This is a genomic window from Halobiforma lacisalsi AJ5 (genome assembly GCF_000226975.2).
Lineage (GTDB): Archaea > Halobacteriota > Halobacteria > Halobacteriales > Natrialbaceae > Natronobacterium > Natronobacterium lacisalsi.
In genome coordinates this window covers 3831419-3844245 of the sequence record NZ_CP019285.1, presented here as the reverse complement: position 1 = coordinate 3844245, position 12827 = coordinate 3831419, and the positions used below count along the sequence as shown (strand labels likewise).

The window sequence follows — 12827 nt, the reverse complement described above, 5'->3', positions numbered from 1 at the left end:
GGAAGAAAACCGGCAGCCGGGAACCGACTATCGAGCCCAGTCGCGCCCCCTACAGTAGCCCCGGCCCGTCGTCCGAATCGTCCTCGAGCTCGACGTCTAGCCCCATCTCCTCGCGTTGCTCCCGCAGTTGCTTGACCTGCAGGTAGTAATAGCCGATACCGAGGGTTCCGAGCACCACGACGACCCCGATCAGGCCGGTAAACAGCGTGATGTCCCGGGTCAGGTAGAACCGCAGCGAGATCGTGCTATCGACCTGATCCCAGACCAGTCGCTCCCGATCGTCGACGATCTCCCGTTCGTAGCCGCCCGGGTTGACGTCGCCGAACAGGAAGTTCGACGTCCGGTACCCCTCGGGGAGGGTCACTTCGTAGGATCCCTCGACGAAGGCCGGCAGCCGGAACGTCCGGCTCCCGGCGCTTCCCGAGAACGCGAGCGTCCCGTTCCCGTCGGGGACGGTGATCTCGGTGCTCGAGCGGCTCTGATCGACCTCGAGTTCCGAGCCCGTCATTTCCGTCCCGTTCGGGTGGTAGTACCGGACCCCGTAGACGTCCAGCGCCTCGTCGCGGTAGAACGACGAGCGGTACAGCGACAGTTCCTCGGTGCCGTTGAGGTCGTACACCGCGCGGAACTCGCCGTTGGTGATCAGACCGGCGTCTTCGATCTCGATGGCGACGTCCGCGTCGCTGTCGCGCAGGTCGTCGTACTCGACCTCTCGATCGAGTTCTTCGTCGGAGATGCCGCCGAAGATCGTCGAACAGCCGGCGAAGCCGACAAGCAGTGCGACCGCGACGACGGCGAGAAGGAGGCGTCGATTCATACGTATCTAGATCTACCGGGATCAGGGAACGACACAGCGCAGTTCCGCCGGGAGGTACTCGCCGACGCTGGCCAGCAGCCCCGGCGGGTCGGTATCTTCGGTACAGATCACGCTCTGCTCGAGGAGGCCCAGCCGTTCGACCGTGACGTAGTCCTGGGCGTGACCGGCGCGGTTCAGCGTCGCGCGAACCTCCGCTCGGGTGGCGCTGTTGACGTTGAGGCGGCCGTTGCCGCGGGTCCAGTCGTAGAGGCGGTCCCGCTCCTCGTCGGCCAGTCGCGACGCGCCGTCGGCGTCGTAGACGAACCGCAGGGGCATGTGCTGGACCAGCCCGTACCGCTCGCGCAGTTGCGTCGGTGAACCGGGCCCGAGCCCGAGTTCGTCGGTCGGGATCCGGACCGCCGTTCCGGCGTCGAGGGCGATCCCCTCCTCGTCCCACGATTCGAGCGTGCCGACGTGGGTCTCGCCGTCCTCGAGATCGGGGACGATCTCACCGAACTCCTCGCGGAGGACGTTGCGTGCGACGGTGGCGTCGTCGCCCTCGATCGTGACCGAGGGGAAGTCGTCGTGGCGGACGCCGAGTTCGTACTCGACGGCCAGTTCGCCGATCTCGTTGTCCACGAGCGACCGCAGGGAATCCAGCGCCCGCTCGCGGGCGTCGCCGTCGACGTAGAGTTTGGTTGCAAGTACGACCATCAGGCTTCCGCGTCCGTTTTCTCGATGTTGAGTTCGTCCTCGAGCGCCTCGATCCGGTCGTGCATCGCGTTGATCAGTCGATCGTTGTCCATCGATTCGACCGGCGAGCCACACTCGGGACACTCGAACCCGTAGTCCATCGCCTCGCCGAACTCGAACCGGATCGAACAGATCTCACAGAGGTAGAATTCGTGGTTGCGCTCGTACTCCTGGCGCTCCTCCAGGGCGTCGTGGAGCCGGTACATCTCTTCCTCGAGGTTCTCCGGGATATTGTCGTACTCGAAGGTCCAGAGGTAGGTGAGCCAGCCGGAGTCCTCGTCGCGCAGCCGTCGGTAGCTGGCGAGGTCGTTCTCGTACAGGATAAACAGCGCCCGGCGCACGTCGTTCAGCTCGAGATCGAGCTCTTCGGCGAGTTCCTCGTCGGTCACTTCCCCGTCCGGCGGCGCCGCCGCGACGGGCATCCCCTTGGGACCGACCAGCTCGTGTAAGTACTTCTGGACGACCGGATCCTCGAGCAGGTCCTCAAAAGCCATTACCTACGTATAACGCCATCCGGCCATTAAGTCTTGTCAACTGCCTCCGGACGTCCCGGGCGGCGGAGACCGGTGACGGAGATCGGCGACGGACGACTCGAGTTCGCGACGCGAACCGGTCACTCCGCCTCGCTTGCTTCCCAGCCGATAGTGACGGTAATCTCCTCGCGGTCGCCGCCGAGCATGGGCGAGCGTTCCTCGATCTCGATACCGTACTCGACCGTCGCGCCGGGACGGAGCGTCAGCGTCTTGTTGCCGACCTGTACCTCCGCGATGTCCCCGCTGTCGCCGCGGACCTCGCTGGCGAGCGCCTGTAGCAGGTCGGCCGCCTCTTCGCGCGGGACCTCTTCCTCGTAGCTGGTGGTTTCGCTCACAGGCGCATTGCCACGAACGCGGTCAAATAGGTTGGCCGCGAAGTGGCAGGCCTCGCGACTGTCCCTGTTCGCGCCTTGGCCTCGAGACGGGCCCGGTCAGTCACCCATCGTCGCTTGCCTCCGTCCCAGTTTCGTCGGGCGACTCGACTCGCTTCCCGGTCTCCATCGGGACGACCCGGCGGTCTGCGTCCTCCCACTCGGCCTCGAGTTCCTCGCCCTCGAACAGGCGGTCGAGAAAGACCGCGAGGCCGGCGACCTCCGAGTGGGGCTGGTTCGTGACGCCGACGTTCCAGTCGGCTAGCTCGTAGACGTCGAACGGCACCTTCTCGGAGCCGACGACGATCAGGACCGGTTCGCCGTCGTCCCGGTGGGCGCGTCGGATCTCGGTTTCGACGTCCTGGACGCGTTCCCCGTACATCGTCAGATGGACGACGCGGCCGTCCCACTCGCGGAGCAGTGCCTTCGGGGAGTCGGTGAGGTCGGCCTCGAAGGGGCCGCCGAACCGATCGGTGATGTCCGCGACGGTCTCGAGCGACTGGCCGGCGTTGTCGGGGAACCACACGCGGTCGGCCCCGAGTGCGCGGGCCGTCAGTCCGACGTGGGTCGTCATCCGGTCGTCCCGGCCGGGCCGGTGGCCGAGCCGAAGGACGGCGGCTTCGGGTTCGTCGTCGTGCATAGCGGACCTCGGAGCGGGGTCGGTTAGGGGGTTTCGCTTCGCGACTCCCGATAGGCTTTTTCCACTGCCTGCGAAACGTTCGCACGATGGAGCTAGTCGTCGGCGAACCGACGAACGGACGGGTGAGCGATCGATGAGCGACATCCGTGAACGACTCGCGACGGCACGGGAGGAACGGTGGGGGATCCTGGCGGACCTCGCGTTCGCGGTCGTCTGGGTGACGATGGTCGAGGTGCTTTTCACGTTCGTCGACGGGCCGACGTGGGCGTACTACGCGTGCATGTTCGCCGGCGTCGTGGCGTATTTCGGGTTCGTCTGGAACTTCGAACTCGCCACCAGCCGGCAGCGCTCGAGCCGGTAACGTCCGTCTCGGAAAAATCGGTGCGGTCGGCGACCGCCTACTCGGCCTGCGCGTCGACGACCAGGATCGGCACGTGCGTCGACCGGAGCGTTCGTTCGGTGACGCTGCCGAGCAGCGCCCGCGTGATGCCCGAACGGCCGTGTGAGCCCATGACGACGAGGTCGATGCCGTTGTCCTCGACGTAATCGCCGATCAGCGAGTGGGGTCGTCCCGCCGAAATGTGCTCGACGGCCGGAACGTCACGTTCCCGGGCCCGGTCCGCGACGTACCCGGTGGCGCTTTCGGCCCGTTCCCGGATCTCGTCCATCTCGTCGAACTGCCCCTGTTCGATGCGATCGAGTTGTTCGCCGCCCAGGGTGATACTCATCGAGTCGGTATCGACCACGTACAGGGCGTGAACCTCGGCGTCGTACTTTTCGGCGAGATCGATGCCGTGATCGACGGCACCGGCTGCCGTGTCGCTTCCGTCGGTCGGAATGAGGATTTTCTCGTACATGGATCAGTCATCCGCGGGGGTCTGGCTTTCGCCCCCGTCGGCGACGACGTCTTCCGCGGTCTGTTGCTGGCCCATCGGTTCGGGGCTGTGACACTGGCGGACGATACGCTTCGTTTCGGCCGGCGGGTCGTCGGTCACCAGCGAGACGATGATCGTGACCGCGAAGACGATCGGCAGCGTGATGAGCGCCGAGCCGATGGCCGGCATCCACTGTGCCAGCCCCGCCGACAGCGGTGCCTCCAGCGAGGAGACGTACGTCGGAACGATCTCGTTGATCATCGGGATGGACCAGAGGACCAGCCCGGTGGTCATGCCCGCGAGGGCACCCTGGCGGTTGGCGTTCTCCCACCACATCCCGATGAAGAACATCGGGAACAGCACGGAGCCAGCCAGTGCGAACGCGTAGCCAACCAGCGCGGCGATCGACGACGCGGGGTCGAGTGCCGCGAGCGTGGTCAGCACGCCCAGCGCGACGATCGAGAGGCGACCGACGAGGATCTGCTGACGCTGGGTCGCGTCCTCGTTGATGATGTTCGTGTAGATGTCGTGGCTGATCGCCGACGAGCCGGCGATGAACAGCCCGGCGACCGTCGCGATGGCCGCGGCGATCCCGCCCGCGGCGACGATGCCGACGAACCACTCGGGCAGGTTCGATAGCTGAGCGGCCAGCACGACGATGACCTCGCTTGCCGCACTCGCCATGCCGGGATCACCGTACGTCGGGCGGACGTTCGTGGTGTAGAGGTCGGTCCCGAACGCCGCGAACGCCGGCGCGCTCCAGTACAGGAGACAGATGAAGAACAGCCCCCAGACGGTCGACCAGCGGGCCGTCCGCTCGCTCTCGACCGTGTAGAACCGCACCAGCACGTGGGGTAGCCCGCAGGTCCCGACGATCAGCGAGAACGTCGTCGCGATCCACAGGTAGTAACTCGAGGTGACGAACGGTTCGGAGAACTCGCTGCCGAGGTCGTCGATCAGCATGCCGTACTCGAGTTGCGGCAGCACCGTCGAGTAGCCGTTCGTGTAGCCAACGACGAACAGGCCGACCAGGAACGCCACGATGAGGATGGTGTACTGGACCGCCTGGTTCTTCGTCGCGCCCAGCATCCCGGACAGCGTCAGGTAGCCGACGGTGATCGCCATCATGAAGATGACCATCACCTGGTAGCCGTCGAGTCCGGGGAGCAGGAACCCGAAGTCGCCGAAGACGTACAGGCCGACGAGCGCCATGCCCTTCGCCTGGCCGATAGCGTAGACGAACCCGATGAGGAACGTCGTCACCGCGGCGATCGCGCGGGCGCTGTCGGAGTTGAACCGGTCGCCGACGAAGTCCGGTGCGGTGTACTTCCCGAACCGGCGCAGCTGCGCCGCCAGGAAGATCAGCAGGATGAAGTATCCCGTCGTCCAGCCGACGACGAACACCAGCCCGTAGAAGCCGGCCAGTGCGATCGATGCCGCCATCCCGAGGTAGGACGCGGCGGACATCCAGTTCGCGCCGATCGCCATCCCGTTCTCGACGTTCCCGATCGAGCGGCCGGCGACCCACATGTCTTCGGTGTCCGCCACGCGGAAGACGAACCCGATCGCGAGGAACAGCGCCAGCATCCCCAGCACGAGGACGGCCGGAACCACCTTGAACGAGATGTCCAGCGATTCGGGGAGCAGACTTTCCTGTAGCGGCAGGGCCGTGATCCCCGGTATCCCAGTCTCAGTCCCAGTCCCAGTCATTCGTCAACACCACCGTCGGCGGCCGTCGCTCCGCCGTGTTCGGTTCCTTCGGGGGTCGTGTGATCGATACCGTACTTCTCGTCGAGCGCGTCCCGCTTGCGCGAGTACCACACCGACAGGAGCAAGGCGCTGGTCGGCGCGCCGAACGCGACCAGGAAGTAGTGCCACGGGAAACCAAGCACCGGCATCTGGGTCGTCATCGCGTCCGTCGCCAGGTACGTCAGCGTCACCGGTCCAAACACGGCCACGACCCAGATCACGAACCCCGTCCAGACCACCCGCAAATGGTCGCGCATGAACGGGGTGCTGGGCTTGAGCAGGTTGACCTCCTGGTTGAGGTAGTCGGTGTCTCGGTGGGCCTGGCCGTGTCCGCCGGCCACCCCACCGTCCGTTTCGAGTTCGTCGTCCGAATCTTGAGTGTTATTATCTCTCATATTCTTTCGCGTGGTCTCGGTTCGGGTTCCGGTCGATTCGCGGAAAACCGAAAACCGAAGCTGTGGTCGGTTAGTCGTTCTCGACTTGGTCGGCGATCTGGTCGACGATATCGGGGTTACGCAGCGTCGAGGTGTTCCCGAGTTCGTTGCCGCTGGCGATGTCCTCGAGCAGTCGGCGCATGATCTTGCCCGACCGCGTCTTGGGCAGTTCTGGCGTGAAAACCACTTCCTCGGGCCGTGCGATCGGGCCGATCGAGTCCTCCACCGACTCGATGGCTCGCTCCTCGAGTTCGTCCTCCTGGTCGCCGTAGCCGTCTTCGGGGATCGCGTAGACGTAGACGGCCTCACCTTTGACCTCGTGGTCGCCGCCGACGACGGCGGCCTCGGCGATTCCCTCGACGCCGACGACGGCGGATTCGATCTCCATCGTCCCCAGCCGGTGCCCGGAGACGTTGAGTACGTCGTCGACGCGGCCGAGGACGGTGATGTAGCCGTCGTCGTCGATCTTCGCGCCGTCCTCGGGGAAGTAGACCCACTCGTCAGCCTCGGGGTCGGAGTATTCCTCCCAGTACTCGGAGACGAACCGTTCGTCGTTCCGGTAGAGGGTCCGGAGCATCCCGGGCCAGGGTTTCTGGACGGTCAGGTAGCCGGCCTCGCCGGCGTCGACCTCCTCGCCGGCTCCGTCCACGATTCGGACGTCGATCCCCGGCAGGCCGGGGCCGGCGGAGCCGGGTTTCATCTCGTTGATGCCCGGCAGCGTCGTGATCATGTGGCCGCCGGTCTCGGTCTGCCACCAGGTGTCGACGATCGGGCACTCCTCGCCGCCGATGTGCTTGTAGTACCACTTCCAGGCCCGCGGGTTGATCGGCTCCCCGACGGTTCCCAGCAGGCGCAGCGACGAGAGATCGTGGCGCTCGGGGTACTCCTTACCCCACTTCATGAACGCGCGGATCGCCGTCGGCGCGGTGTAGAAGACGTCGACGCGGTTTTTCTCGACGATCTCCCAGAAGCGATCCTTGTCCGGGTAGTCCGGCGTCCCCTCGTACATCACCGTCGTCGTCCCCAGCGCGAGCGGCCCGTAGAGGATGTAGGAGTGACCCGTGATCCAGCCGATGTCCGCCGAACACCAGTAGGTGTCCTCCGGCTCGAGGTCGAGCACCGAGTGACTCGTCCAGGTCACGTACGAGAGGTAGCCGCCGGTCGTGTGCTTGACGCCTTTCGGCTTGCCCGTGGTCCCCGAGGTGTACATCAGGAACAGCATGTCCTCGGCGTCCCGGGAGACCGGTTCGACCGTCTCGCCCGCGTGAGCCTCGACCAGTTCGTCGTAGTCGTGCTGGCTCTCGGACAGCGAGTGGTCGAGGTCGTCGCCCAGCCGGTCGACGACGACGGTCTCGGTCTCGTGCTCGACATCCTCGAGGCCCTCGTTGGTCTTCGAGATGTGGTCGAGGGCGTCCCCGCGCCGGTAGTAGCCGTCACAGGTGATCAGGTACTCGCTGTCGGCGTCGTTCATCCGGGTCGCGAGCGCGTCCGCGGAGAAGCCCGCGAAGACGACGCTGTGTGGCGCACCGATGCGCGCACAGGCTAGCATCGCGATCGGGAGTTCCGGGACCATCGGCATGTACATCGTGACGACGTCGTCCTCCTCGACGCCGAGGTCCCGCAGCGCAGCCGCGAACTCGTTGACCTCGTTGAGAAGGTCGCCGTAGGTGTAGGTCCGCGTTTCGCCGAGTTCACCCTCCCACTTGATCGCGGCCCGGTTCTTCGCACCGTTTTCGACGTGCCTGTCGAGACAGTTGTACGACGCGTTCAGTTCCCCGCCGGTGAACCACTGGTAGGTCGGCGCTTCGGACTCGTCCAATACCTCGTCGTAGGGCTCGTCCCAGTCGAGGAACTCCGCTGCCCGCTCCCACGACTCGGGCCAGTTCTCCTCGAACTCCTCGTAGATCCCCGGATCGGAGACGTTCGCCTGCTCGACGAACGACTCGGGAGGTTCGAACGTCTCTTGCTCCTCGAGCCGTGCCTCGAGACTGGCATCCTCCTGTGACATGATACACACAACCAATCTGCAAGGACCATAGTAAAGGCGGCCTCTAGTTGTACCAAATGGACTCGCCGAACCGACGGGTATCAGAATATTTCTACTATCGAATATTGAAATAATCCGAACAGTCGCCGGTCATCGCGCCCGACCGATCCCAGAACGCGCGATCGAACGGTCGGAACGGGTCTCGAGCGAGGGGCGGTTCGGTCCGTCGCACGAACGCTCTAGAGGCTTAGGTCCCACAGCGATGACTGCTCACTCGGTCGTCGCGGCCCGCTCGCCGTCGGACTCCTGGCGGTCGTCGGAGGGGTCGTCGAAGAACGTCCGCAGGAGTTCGTGCTGGCCTTTCCGGAGGTGGTTGTGCAGCGTCGGTGAGGAGACCCCCATTGCGTCGGCGATCTCCTCGGCCGTGCTCTCGCGGGGCCAGTCGTAGTACCCTCCGAAGTACGCCGCTCGCAACGCGGCGACCTGGCGGTCGGTCAACCGTTCCTCGAGGCCCTCGCGGAACTCGCGGGCGGTCCGGACGGTCCGTTCGGCCTCGCGTTTGCCGACCAGTTCCGAGTCGGGGAACGCGGCCCGGAACCCGTCGACGATCGTCCGCAGGTCCGCGTCGCCGGCGCACTCGCCGGTGATCGTCGCCGTCCCGGACTCCACCGTCGCCGCGCGGACGGTGACGCCGTACTCCGAGAGGGTCAACAGCGGTGACGAGCCCTCGACGACGAACTCGACGCGCCAGCCGTCCTCGTAGGTCTCGATCAGCCGGAAGTCCGCGACGCTGTCGCTCTCCTGGGCGAGGTCGAACACGGCCGCGGGCTCGGCGTCCTCGAGCCGGAGGTAGTACAGCTGGGTCGACTCCGAGGTCGGCACGAGCGAGTCGAGTTCGAACCGACAGTCCAGCCGCTCGGAGACGTCCACGAGGAACGAGCGGTCGTCCCGACAGGCGAGGTCGAACTCGACGACGCGATCCGACAGCAGGAGGTTCCGCCGGCGGACGGCGGTGATCGCGTAGCCGACCTGGCGGCCGATCGTCGCGAGCCAGGACCGTTCGTCCCCGTCGAAGGCCGACTCCCGGTCGGTCGTGACCGTCAGCGTGCCGTAGGTGGTATCGCCGTACGCCAGCGGGACGCGTGCGAACGTCCGGCCGTCGCGCTCGGCGACCCGGATACTGGAGTCTCTGTCTCCTTCGCCCTCGGAGCGGTCGTCGTCCTCCGTCGACCCGGCCTCCCACGTCTCGGGTGCGAGCGGGTCGATCGCGTCGGGTTCGATCCCGCTCGCGACGCGCCACTCCCGGCGGCGGTCGGCCATCGTCGTCCGGTCGATCCAGGCGAACTCGTAGCCGTCGCCCCGGGCCAGCGTCTCGCAGGTCTCCGTCTCGACCGCCTCGTGGTCGTCGGCCTCGAGCAACGACTCCGTCAGTTCGCGGTGTCGCCGGGCCAGCGCGTACCGGCGTTCGAGTTCCGCCCGGCGGCCGCGGAGGTCGGCGAGTTCGTCGTAGTAGCTCGAGACGTCGCGGACGAACAGCGCGTAGCCGCGGTGTCGCCCCCGGTCGTCCCGCAGCGGGGTGACGACCGTCGTCGCGCGGAACGTCGACCCGTCCTTGCGGACGCGCCACCCCTCGACCTCGTGGCCCGAGTCCTCGAGGGCGGCCGACAGCACCCGCTCGGGCTCTCCCTCGTCGACGGCGTCGTCCGGGTAGAACGCCGAGACGTGCGTGCCGACGATTTCGCCGGCCCGGTAGCCGAACATGGCGGCCGCGCTGCGGTTCCAGCGTTCGACGTAGCCGTCCTCGTCGAGGCGGACGAGCGCGTACTGGTCGCTCGCGGCGAGCAGGAGCCGGACGACGCTATCGTCGCCGACCGTGTCCGCCCTGTCGCCTGCCCGGGACCGGTCGCGGCCTCGCGGGTCCGACGGCCGCTCGATGGCCTCGAAGGCGTCGACGATCTCGGCCTCGGTCGGCTCCGGGAGGTACGACTCGAGGGCCTCGAAACTGCGCCAGCCGCCGGCGGCCTTGACGACGCGAGGGTTGATCCCGCGGTCGACGAGCGAGCGGTACGCGAAGTAGTGACGGAGGTCGCCCGTCGACACGTCCGCGAGCGCGGGGTCGTCGTACAGGTCGGCCGCGCGGTCGGCGACGTCGGAGACGAGCATCTGGAGTCGACGCGGAGTCACCGAAAAGATCCGATCTGCCGGGGAGAGGTCGTTGCTCCTGGCGTACCGCCGGAGTTCGCGCTCGACCCTTGTCGGGAGGTACGCGGTCCGGCCGTCACGCCCTTCCTCGGTTCCCGGCACGCGGACCAGATACCGCGGCGGGTCGATCCGCGCCTGTTCGACGTCGTCGATCGTGAGTCGGGCGAGTTCCGCGGGGCGCAGGCCGACGTCCCCACAGAGCCGAACGACCAGCGCCTCGCGGTACGTTTCGGCGGCGTCGAGCAGGGACTCGTACTGTCGCCTCGAGAGGACGTCGGCCTTCCCCGCATCGACGCTCATAGGTTGTTTCGCGTTTTCTGGTCTTGCGAATATAATTCTACCGACTGTCGGCGACTGTTCCAGGTGCTTCCGTGATCGTACGGATTCGAACTCGACATCGACGTTTCGTGATATTCGAAACTCCGAAACACGTCACTCGTCGGCGTCGACGGCGCCGCTCTCGGACTGGATCTCTCCGACGATTTCGGGGTTCCTGAGTGCGCTCGTGTCCCCCAGTTCCTCGCCGTTCGCGACGTCCTCGAGCAGTCGCCGCAGGATCTTGCCCGAGCGGGTCTTGGGGAGTTCGGGCGTGAAGACGATCTCCGCGGGGACGGCGATGTCGCCGATGGTCGACTCGACGGCGGTTTCGATCGCCCGGCGCACGTCGTCGTCCGGGTCGCAGTCGTTCTCGGTGCTGACGTAGGCGTAGATGTCGGTTCCGGCGGTCTCGCTCGAGCGGCCGACGACTGCGGCTTCGGCGACGCCGTCGGCGTCGGTGACCGCGCCCTCGATTTCCATCGTACTGAGGCGACGGCCGGAGACGTTGATCACGTCGTCGACGCGCCCGAGGACGGTGACGTAGCCGTCCTCGTCGATCGAGGCGGCGTCGCCGCTGAAGTAGGTCCAGTCGTCCCCGTCGGGGTCGGAAAACTGCTCCCAGTACTCGCTCCGGAACCGGTCGTCGCCGTCGTACAGCGTCCGGGCCATGCCGGGCCAGGGACGGTCGACGGTGAGATAGCCAGTCTGTCCGGGTGCGACCGGGTCGCCGTCGTCGTCGACGACCTGGACGTCGATTCCGGGCAGGCCGGGGCCGGCGACGCCGGGTTTCATCCCATCGACCCCGGGGAGCGTCGATACCATGATCGCCCCCGTCTCGGTCTGCCACCAGGTGTCGACGATCGGGCACCGCTCGTCGCCGATGTGTTCGTAGTACCACTCCCAGGCGCGGGGGTTGATCGGTTCGCCGACGCTACCGAGCAGGCGCAGCGAGGAGAGGTCGTGACGCTCGGGGTACTCCTCGCCCCACTTCATGAACGCCCGGACCGCCGTCGGCGCGGTGTAGAAGACGTCGACGGCGTTCCGGTCGACGATCTCCCAGAGCCGATCGCGGTCGGGGTAGTCCGGCGTCCCCTCGTACATCACCGTGGTCGTCCCCAGCGCGAGCGGGCCGTAGACGATGTAGGAGTGGCCCGTGATCCACCCGATGTCGGCCGCACACCAGTAGGTGTCCTCGGCCTCGACGTCGAGCACCGCGTGGCTCGTCCATGCCACGTGCGCGAGGTAGCCCCCGGTCGTGTGGACGACTCCTTTCGGCTCGCCGGTCGTCCCCGAGGTGTACATCAGGAACAGCATGTCCTCGGCGTCCCGGGAGACCGGCTCGACCTCCTCGCCGGCGAACTCCTCGCGGAGGTCGTGGTAGTCCCACTCGCCGTCGCCGAGCACGTGCGGGAGTTCGTCGCCGAGGCGATCGACCACGACCGTCTCGACGTCGTGCTCGAGCGCGAGGCGGGCGTTGTCGACCTTGCTCTTCTGGTTGAACGCGTCGCCCCGCCGGTAGTAGCCGTCGCAGGTCACCAGATACTCGCTGTCGGCGGCATCCATCCGGGCCGCGAGCGCGTCGGCGGACAGTCCGGCGAAGACCACGCTGTGTGGCGCGCCGATGCGGGCACAGGCCAGCATCGCGATCGGTAACTCGGGGATCATCGGCAGGTACAGCGTGACGACGTCGTCCTGACCGACGCCAAGGTCCCGCAACGCCGCGGCGAACTCGTTGACCGCGACGTAGAGGTCCCGGTAGGTGTAGGTCTCCCGCTCGCCCTGCTTTCCCTCCCAGCGGATCGCCGCGTGGGTCTTCCGGCCCGCCTCGAGGTGGCGGTCGATGCAGTTGTACGCGGCGTTCAGCCGGCCACCCGTGAACCAGCGGTAGTGTGGCGGCTCGTCGTCCTCGAGGACCGTCCCGTACGACCGGTCCCACGAGAGCAGGTCCGCCGCTCGTTCCCAGCAGTTCGGCCACTCCTCGTCGAACGCCTCGTAGATGCCCTCGTCGGTTACGTTCGCTTGCTCGACGAACGCCTCGGGGGGCTCCCGGGGCGACCCGGTGGGCACGGACTGGCCCCGTTCCCACCCGTTCCGATCGACCATGTCGTTCGAACCGAAGCGAGTCAAGCGGATAAACGTTCCTCCGAATCGGATCGATTCCGGGCCGCC

The 12827-nt window shown here is 66.6% G+C and carries 12 protein-coding genes; 1 reads left to right on the top strand and 11 read right to left on the bottom strand.

All coding sequences use genetic code 11. From position 1 onward, the window contains the following. Nucleotides 1-49: 49 nt before the first annotated feature. From CHINAEXTREME_RS18720 to CHINAEXTREME_RS18700, 5 genes are all read right to left on the bottom strand, one after another. A complete protein-coding gene (locus tag CHINAEXTREME_RS18720) occupies nt 50-817 on the bottom strand; it encodes a DUF5803 family protein (RefSeq protein WP_007140706.1) in 768 nt (255 codons plus the stop codon). Between the two features lie 21 nt (nt 818-838). After that, nucleotides 839-1510 carry a DUF2110 family protein gene (locus tag CHINAEXTREME_RS18715; RefSeq protein ID WP_007140707.1) on the bottom strand — a complete coding sequence of 224 codons (672 nt, stop codon included), beginning with the start codon at nt 1508-1510 and terminating at the stop codon, nt 839-841. Then, complete coding sequence (tfe, locus tag CHINAEXTREME_RS18710; protein ID WP_007140708.1) at nt 1510-2043, bottom strand: transcription factor E; 534 nt, start codon at nt 2041-2043, stop codon at nt 1510-1512. The genes CHINAEXTREME_RS18715 and tfe overlap by 1 nt, the downstream gene beginning before the upstream one ends. 119 nt (nt 2044-2162) lie before the next feature. Beyond that, on the bottom strand, nt 2163-2417 hold the full coding sequence (locus tag CHINAEXTREME_RS18705; protein ID WP_007140709.1) for an amphi-Trp domain-containing protein: 255 nt from the start codon (nt 2415-2417) through the stop codon (nt 2163-2165). A gap of 100 nt (nt 2418-2517) precedes the next feature. Then, complete coding sequence (locus CHINAEXTREME_RS18700; protein ID WP_007140710.1) at nt 2518-3093, bottom strand: tRNA (cytidine(56)-2'-O)-methyltransferase; 576 nt, start codon at nt 3091-3093, stop codon at nt 2518-2520. Between the two features lie 133 nt (nt 3094-3226). Between CHINAEXTREME_RS18700 and CHINAEXTREME_RS18695 the strand changes: the two genes are divergently transcribed. Further along, complete coding sequence (locus CHINAEXTREME_RS18695) at nt 3227-3454, top strand: hypothetical protein (protein WP_007140711.1); 228 nt, start codon at nt 3227-3229, stop codon at nt 3452-3454. Nucleotides 3455-3491: 37 nt separating this feature from the next. Here CHINAEXTREME_RS18695 and CHINAEXTREME_RS18690 read toward each other — a convergent pair whose 3' ends face one another. The 6 genes from CHINAEXTREME_RS18690 to acs (CHINAEXTREME_RS18665) form a co-directional block, all read right to left on the bottom strand. Next, the gene (locus CHINAEXTREME_RS18690; protein WP_007140712.1) at nt 3492-3950 is read right to left on the bottom strand and encodes a universal stress protein; all 459 of its coding nucleotides are present in this window, start codon (nt 3948-3950) and stop codon (nt 3492-3494) included. 3 nt (nt 3951-3953) lie between these two features. Further along, a complete protein-coding gene (locus CHINAEXTREME_RS18685) occupies nt 3954-5678 on the bottom strand; it encodes a VC_2705 family sodium/solute symporter (protein WP_007140713.1) in 1725 nt (574 codons plus the stop codon). Continuing rightward, nucleotides 5675-6112 carry a DUF4212 domain-containing protein gene (locus CHINAEXTREME_RS18680; RefSeq protein ID WP_029601590.1) on the bottom strand — a complete coding sequence of 146 codons (438 nt, stop codon included), beginning with the start codon at nt 6110-6112 and terminating at the stop codon, nt 5675-5677. The genes CHINAEXTREME_RS18685 and CHINAEXTREME_RS18680 overlap by 4 nt, the downstream gene beginning before the upstream one ends. Before the next feature lie 70 nt (nt 6113-6182). Further along, the gene (gene acs, locus CHINAEXTREME_RS18675; RefSeq protein ID WP_007140715.1) at nt 6183-8159 is read right to left on the bottom strand and encodes an acetate--CoA ligase; all 1977 of its coding nucleotides are present in this window, start codon (nt 8157-8159) and stop codon (nt 6183-6185) included. Nucleotides 8160-8408: 249 nt separating this feature from the next. Next, entirely contained in the window at nt 8409-10640 is a 2232-nt protein-coding gene (locus CHINAEXTREME_RS18670; protein ID WP_007140716.1) for a bacterio-opsin activator domain-containing protein, read from the bottom strand. Between the two features lie 132 nt (nt 10641-10772). Further along, a complete protein-coding gene (gene acs, locus CHINAEXTREME_RS18665; protein ID WP_007140717.1) occupies nt 10773-12761 on the bottom strand; it encodes an acetate--CoA ligase in 1989 nt (662 codons plus the stop codon). Nucleotides 12762-12827 lie beyond the last annotated feature (66 nt).

Bases quoted from the DNA above. Each gene is read 5' to 3' on its own strand.
- CHINAEXTREME_RS18720 (WP_007140706.1), bottom strand. From the start codon at position 817: ATGAATCGACGCCTCCTTCTCGCCGTCGTCGCGGTCGCACTGCTTGTC.
- CHINAEXTREME_RS18715 (WP_007140707.1), bottom strand. From the start codon at position 1,510: ATGGTCGTACTTGCAACCAAACTCTACGTCGACGGCGACGCCCGCGAG.
- tfe (WP_007140708.1), bottom strand. From the start codon at position 2,043: ATGGCTTTTGAGGACCTGCTCGAGGATCCGGTCGTCCAGAAGTACTTA.
- CHINAEXTREME_RS18700 (WP_007140710.1), bottom strand. From the start codon at position 3,093: ATGCACGACGACGAACCCGAAGCCGCCGTCCTTCGGCTCGGCCACCGG.
- CHINAEXTREME_RS18695 (WP_007140711.1), top strand. From the start codon at position 3,227: ATGAGCGACATCCGTGAACGACTCGCGACGGCACGGGAGGAACGGTGG.
- CHINAEXTREME_RS18690 (WP_007140712.1), bottom strand. From the start codon at position 3,950: ATGTACGAGAAAATCCTCATTCCGACCGACGGAAGCGACACGGCAGCC.
- CHINAEXTREME_RS18685 (WP_007140713.1), bottom strand. From the start codon at position 5,678: ATGACTGGGACTGGGACTGAGACTGGGATACCGGGGATCACGGCCCTG.
- CHINAEXTREME_RS18680 (WP_029601590.1), bottom strand. From the start codon at position 6,112: ATGAGAGATAATAACACTCAAGATTCGGACGACGAACTCGAAACGGAC.
- acs (WP_007140715.1), bottom strand. From the start codon at position 8,159: ATGTCACAGGAGGATGCCAGTCTCGAGGCACGGCTCGAGGAGCAAGAG.
- CHINAEXTREME_RS18670 (WP_007140716.1), bottom strand. From the start codon at position 10,640: ATGAGCGTCGATGCGGGGAAGGCCGACGTCCTCTCGAGGCGACAGTAC.
- acs (WP_007140717.1), bottom strand. From the start codon at position 12,761: ATGGTCGATCGGAACGGGTGGGAACGGGGCCAGTCCGTGCCCACCGGG.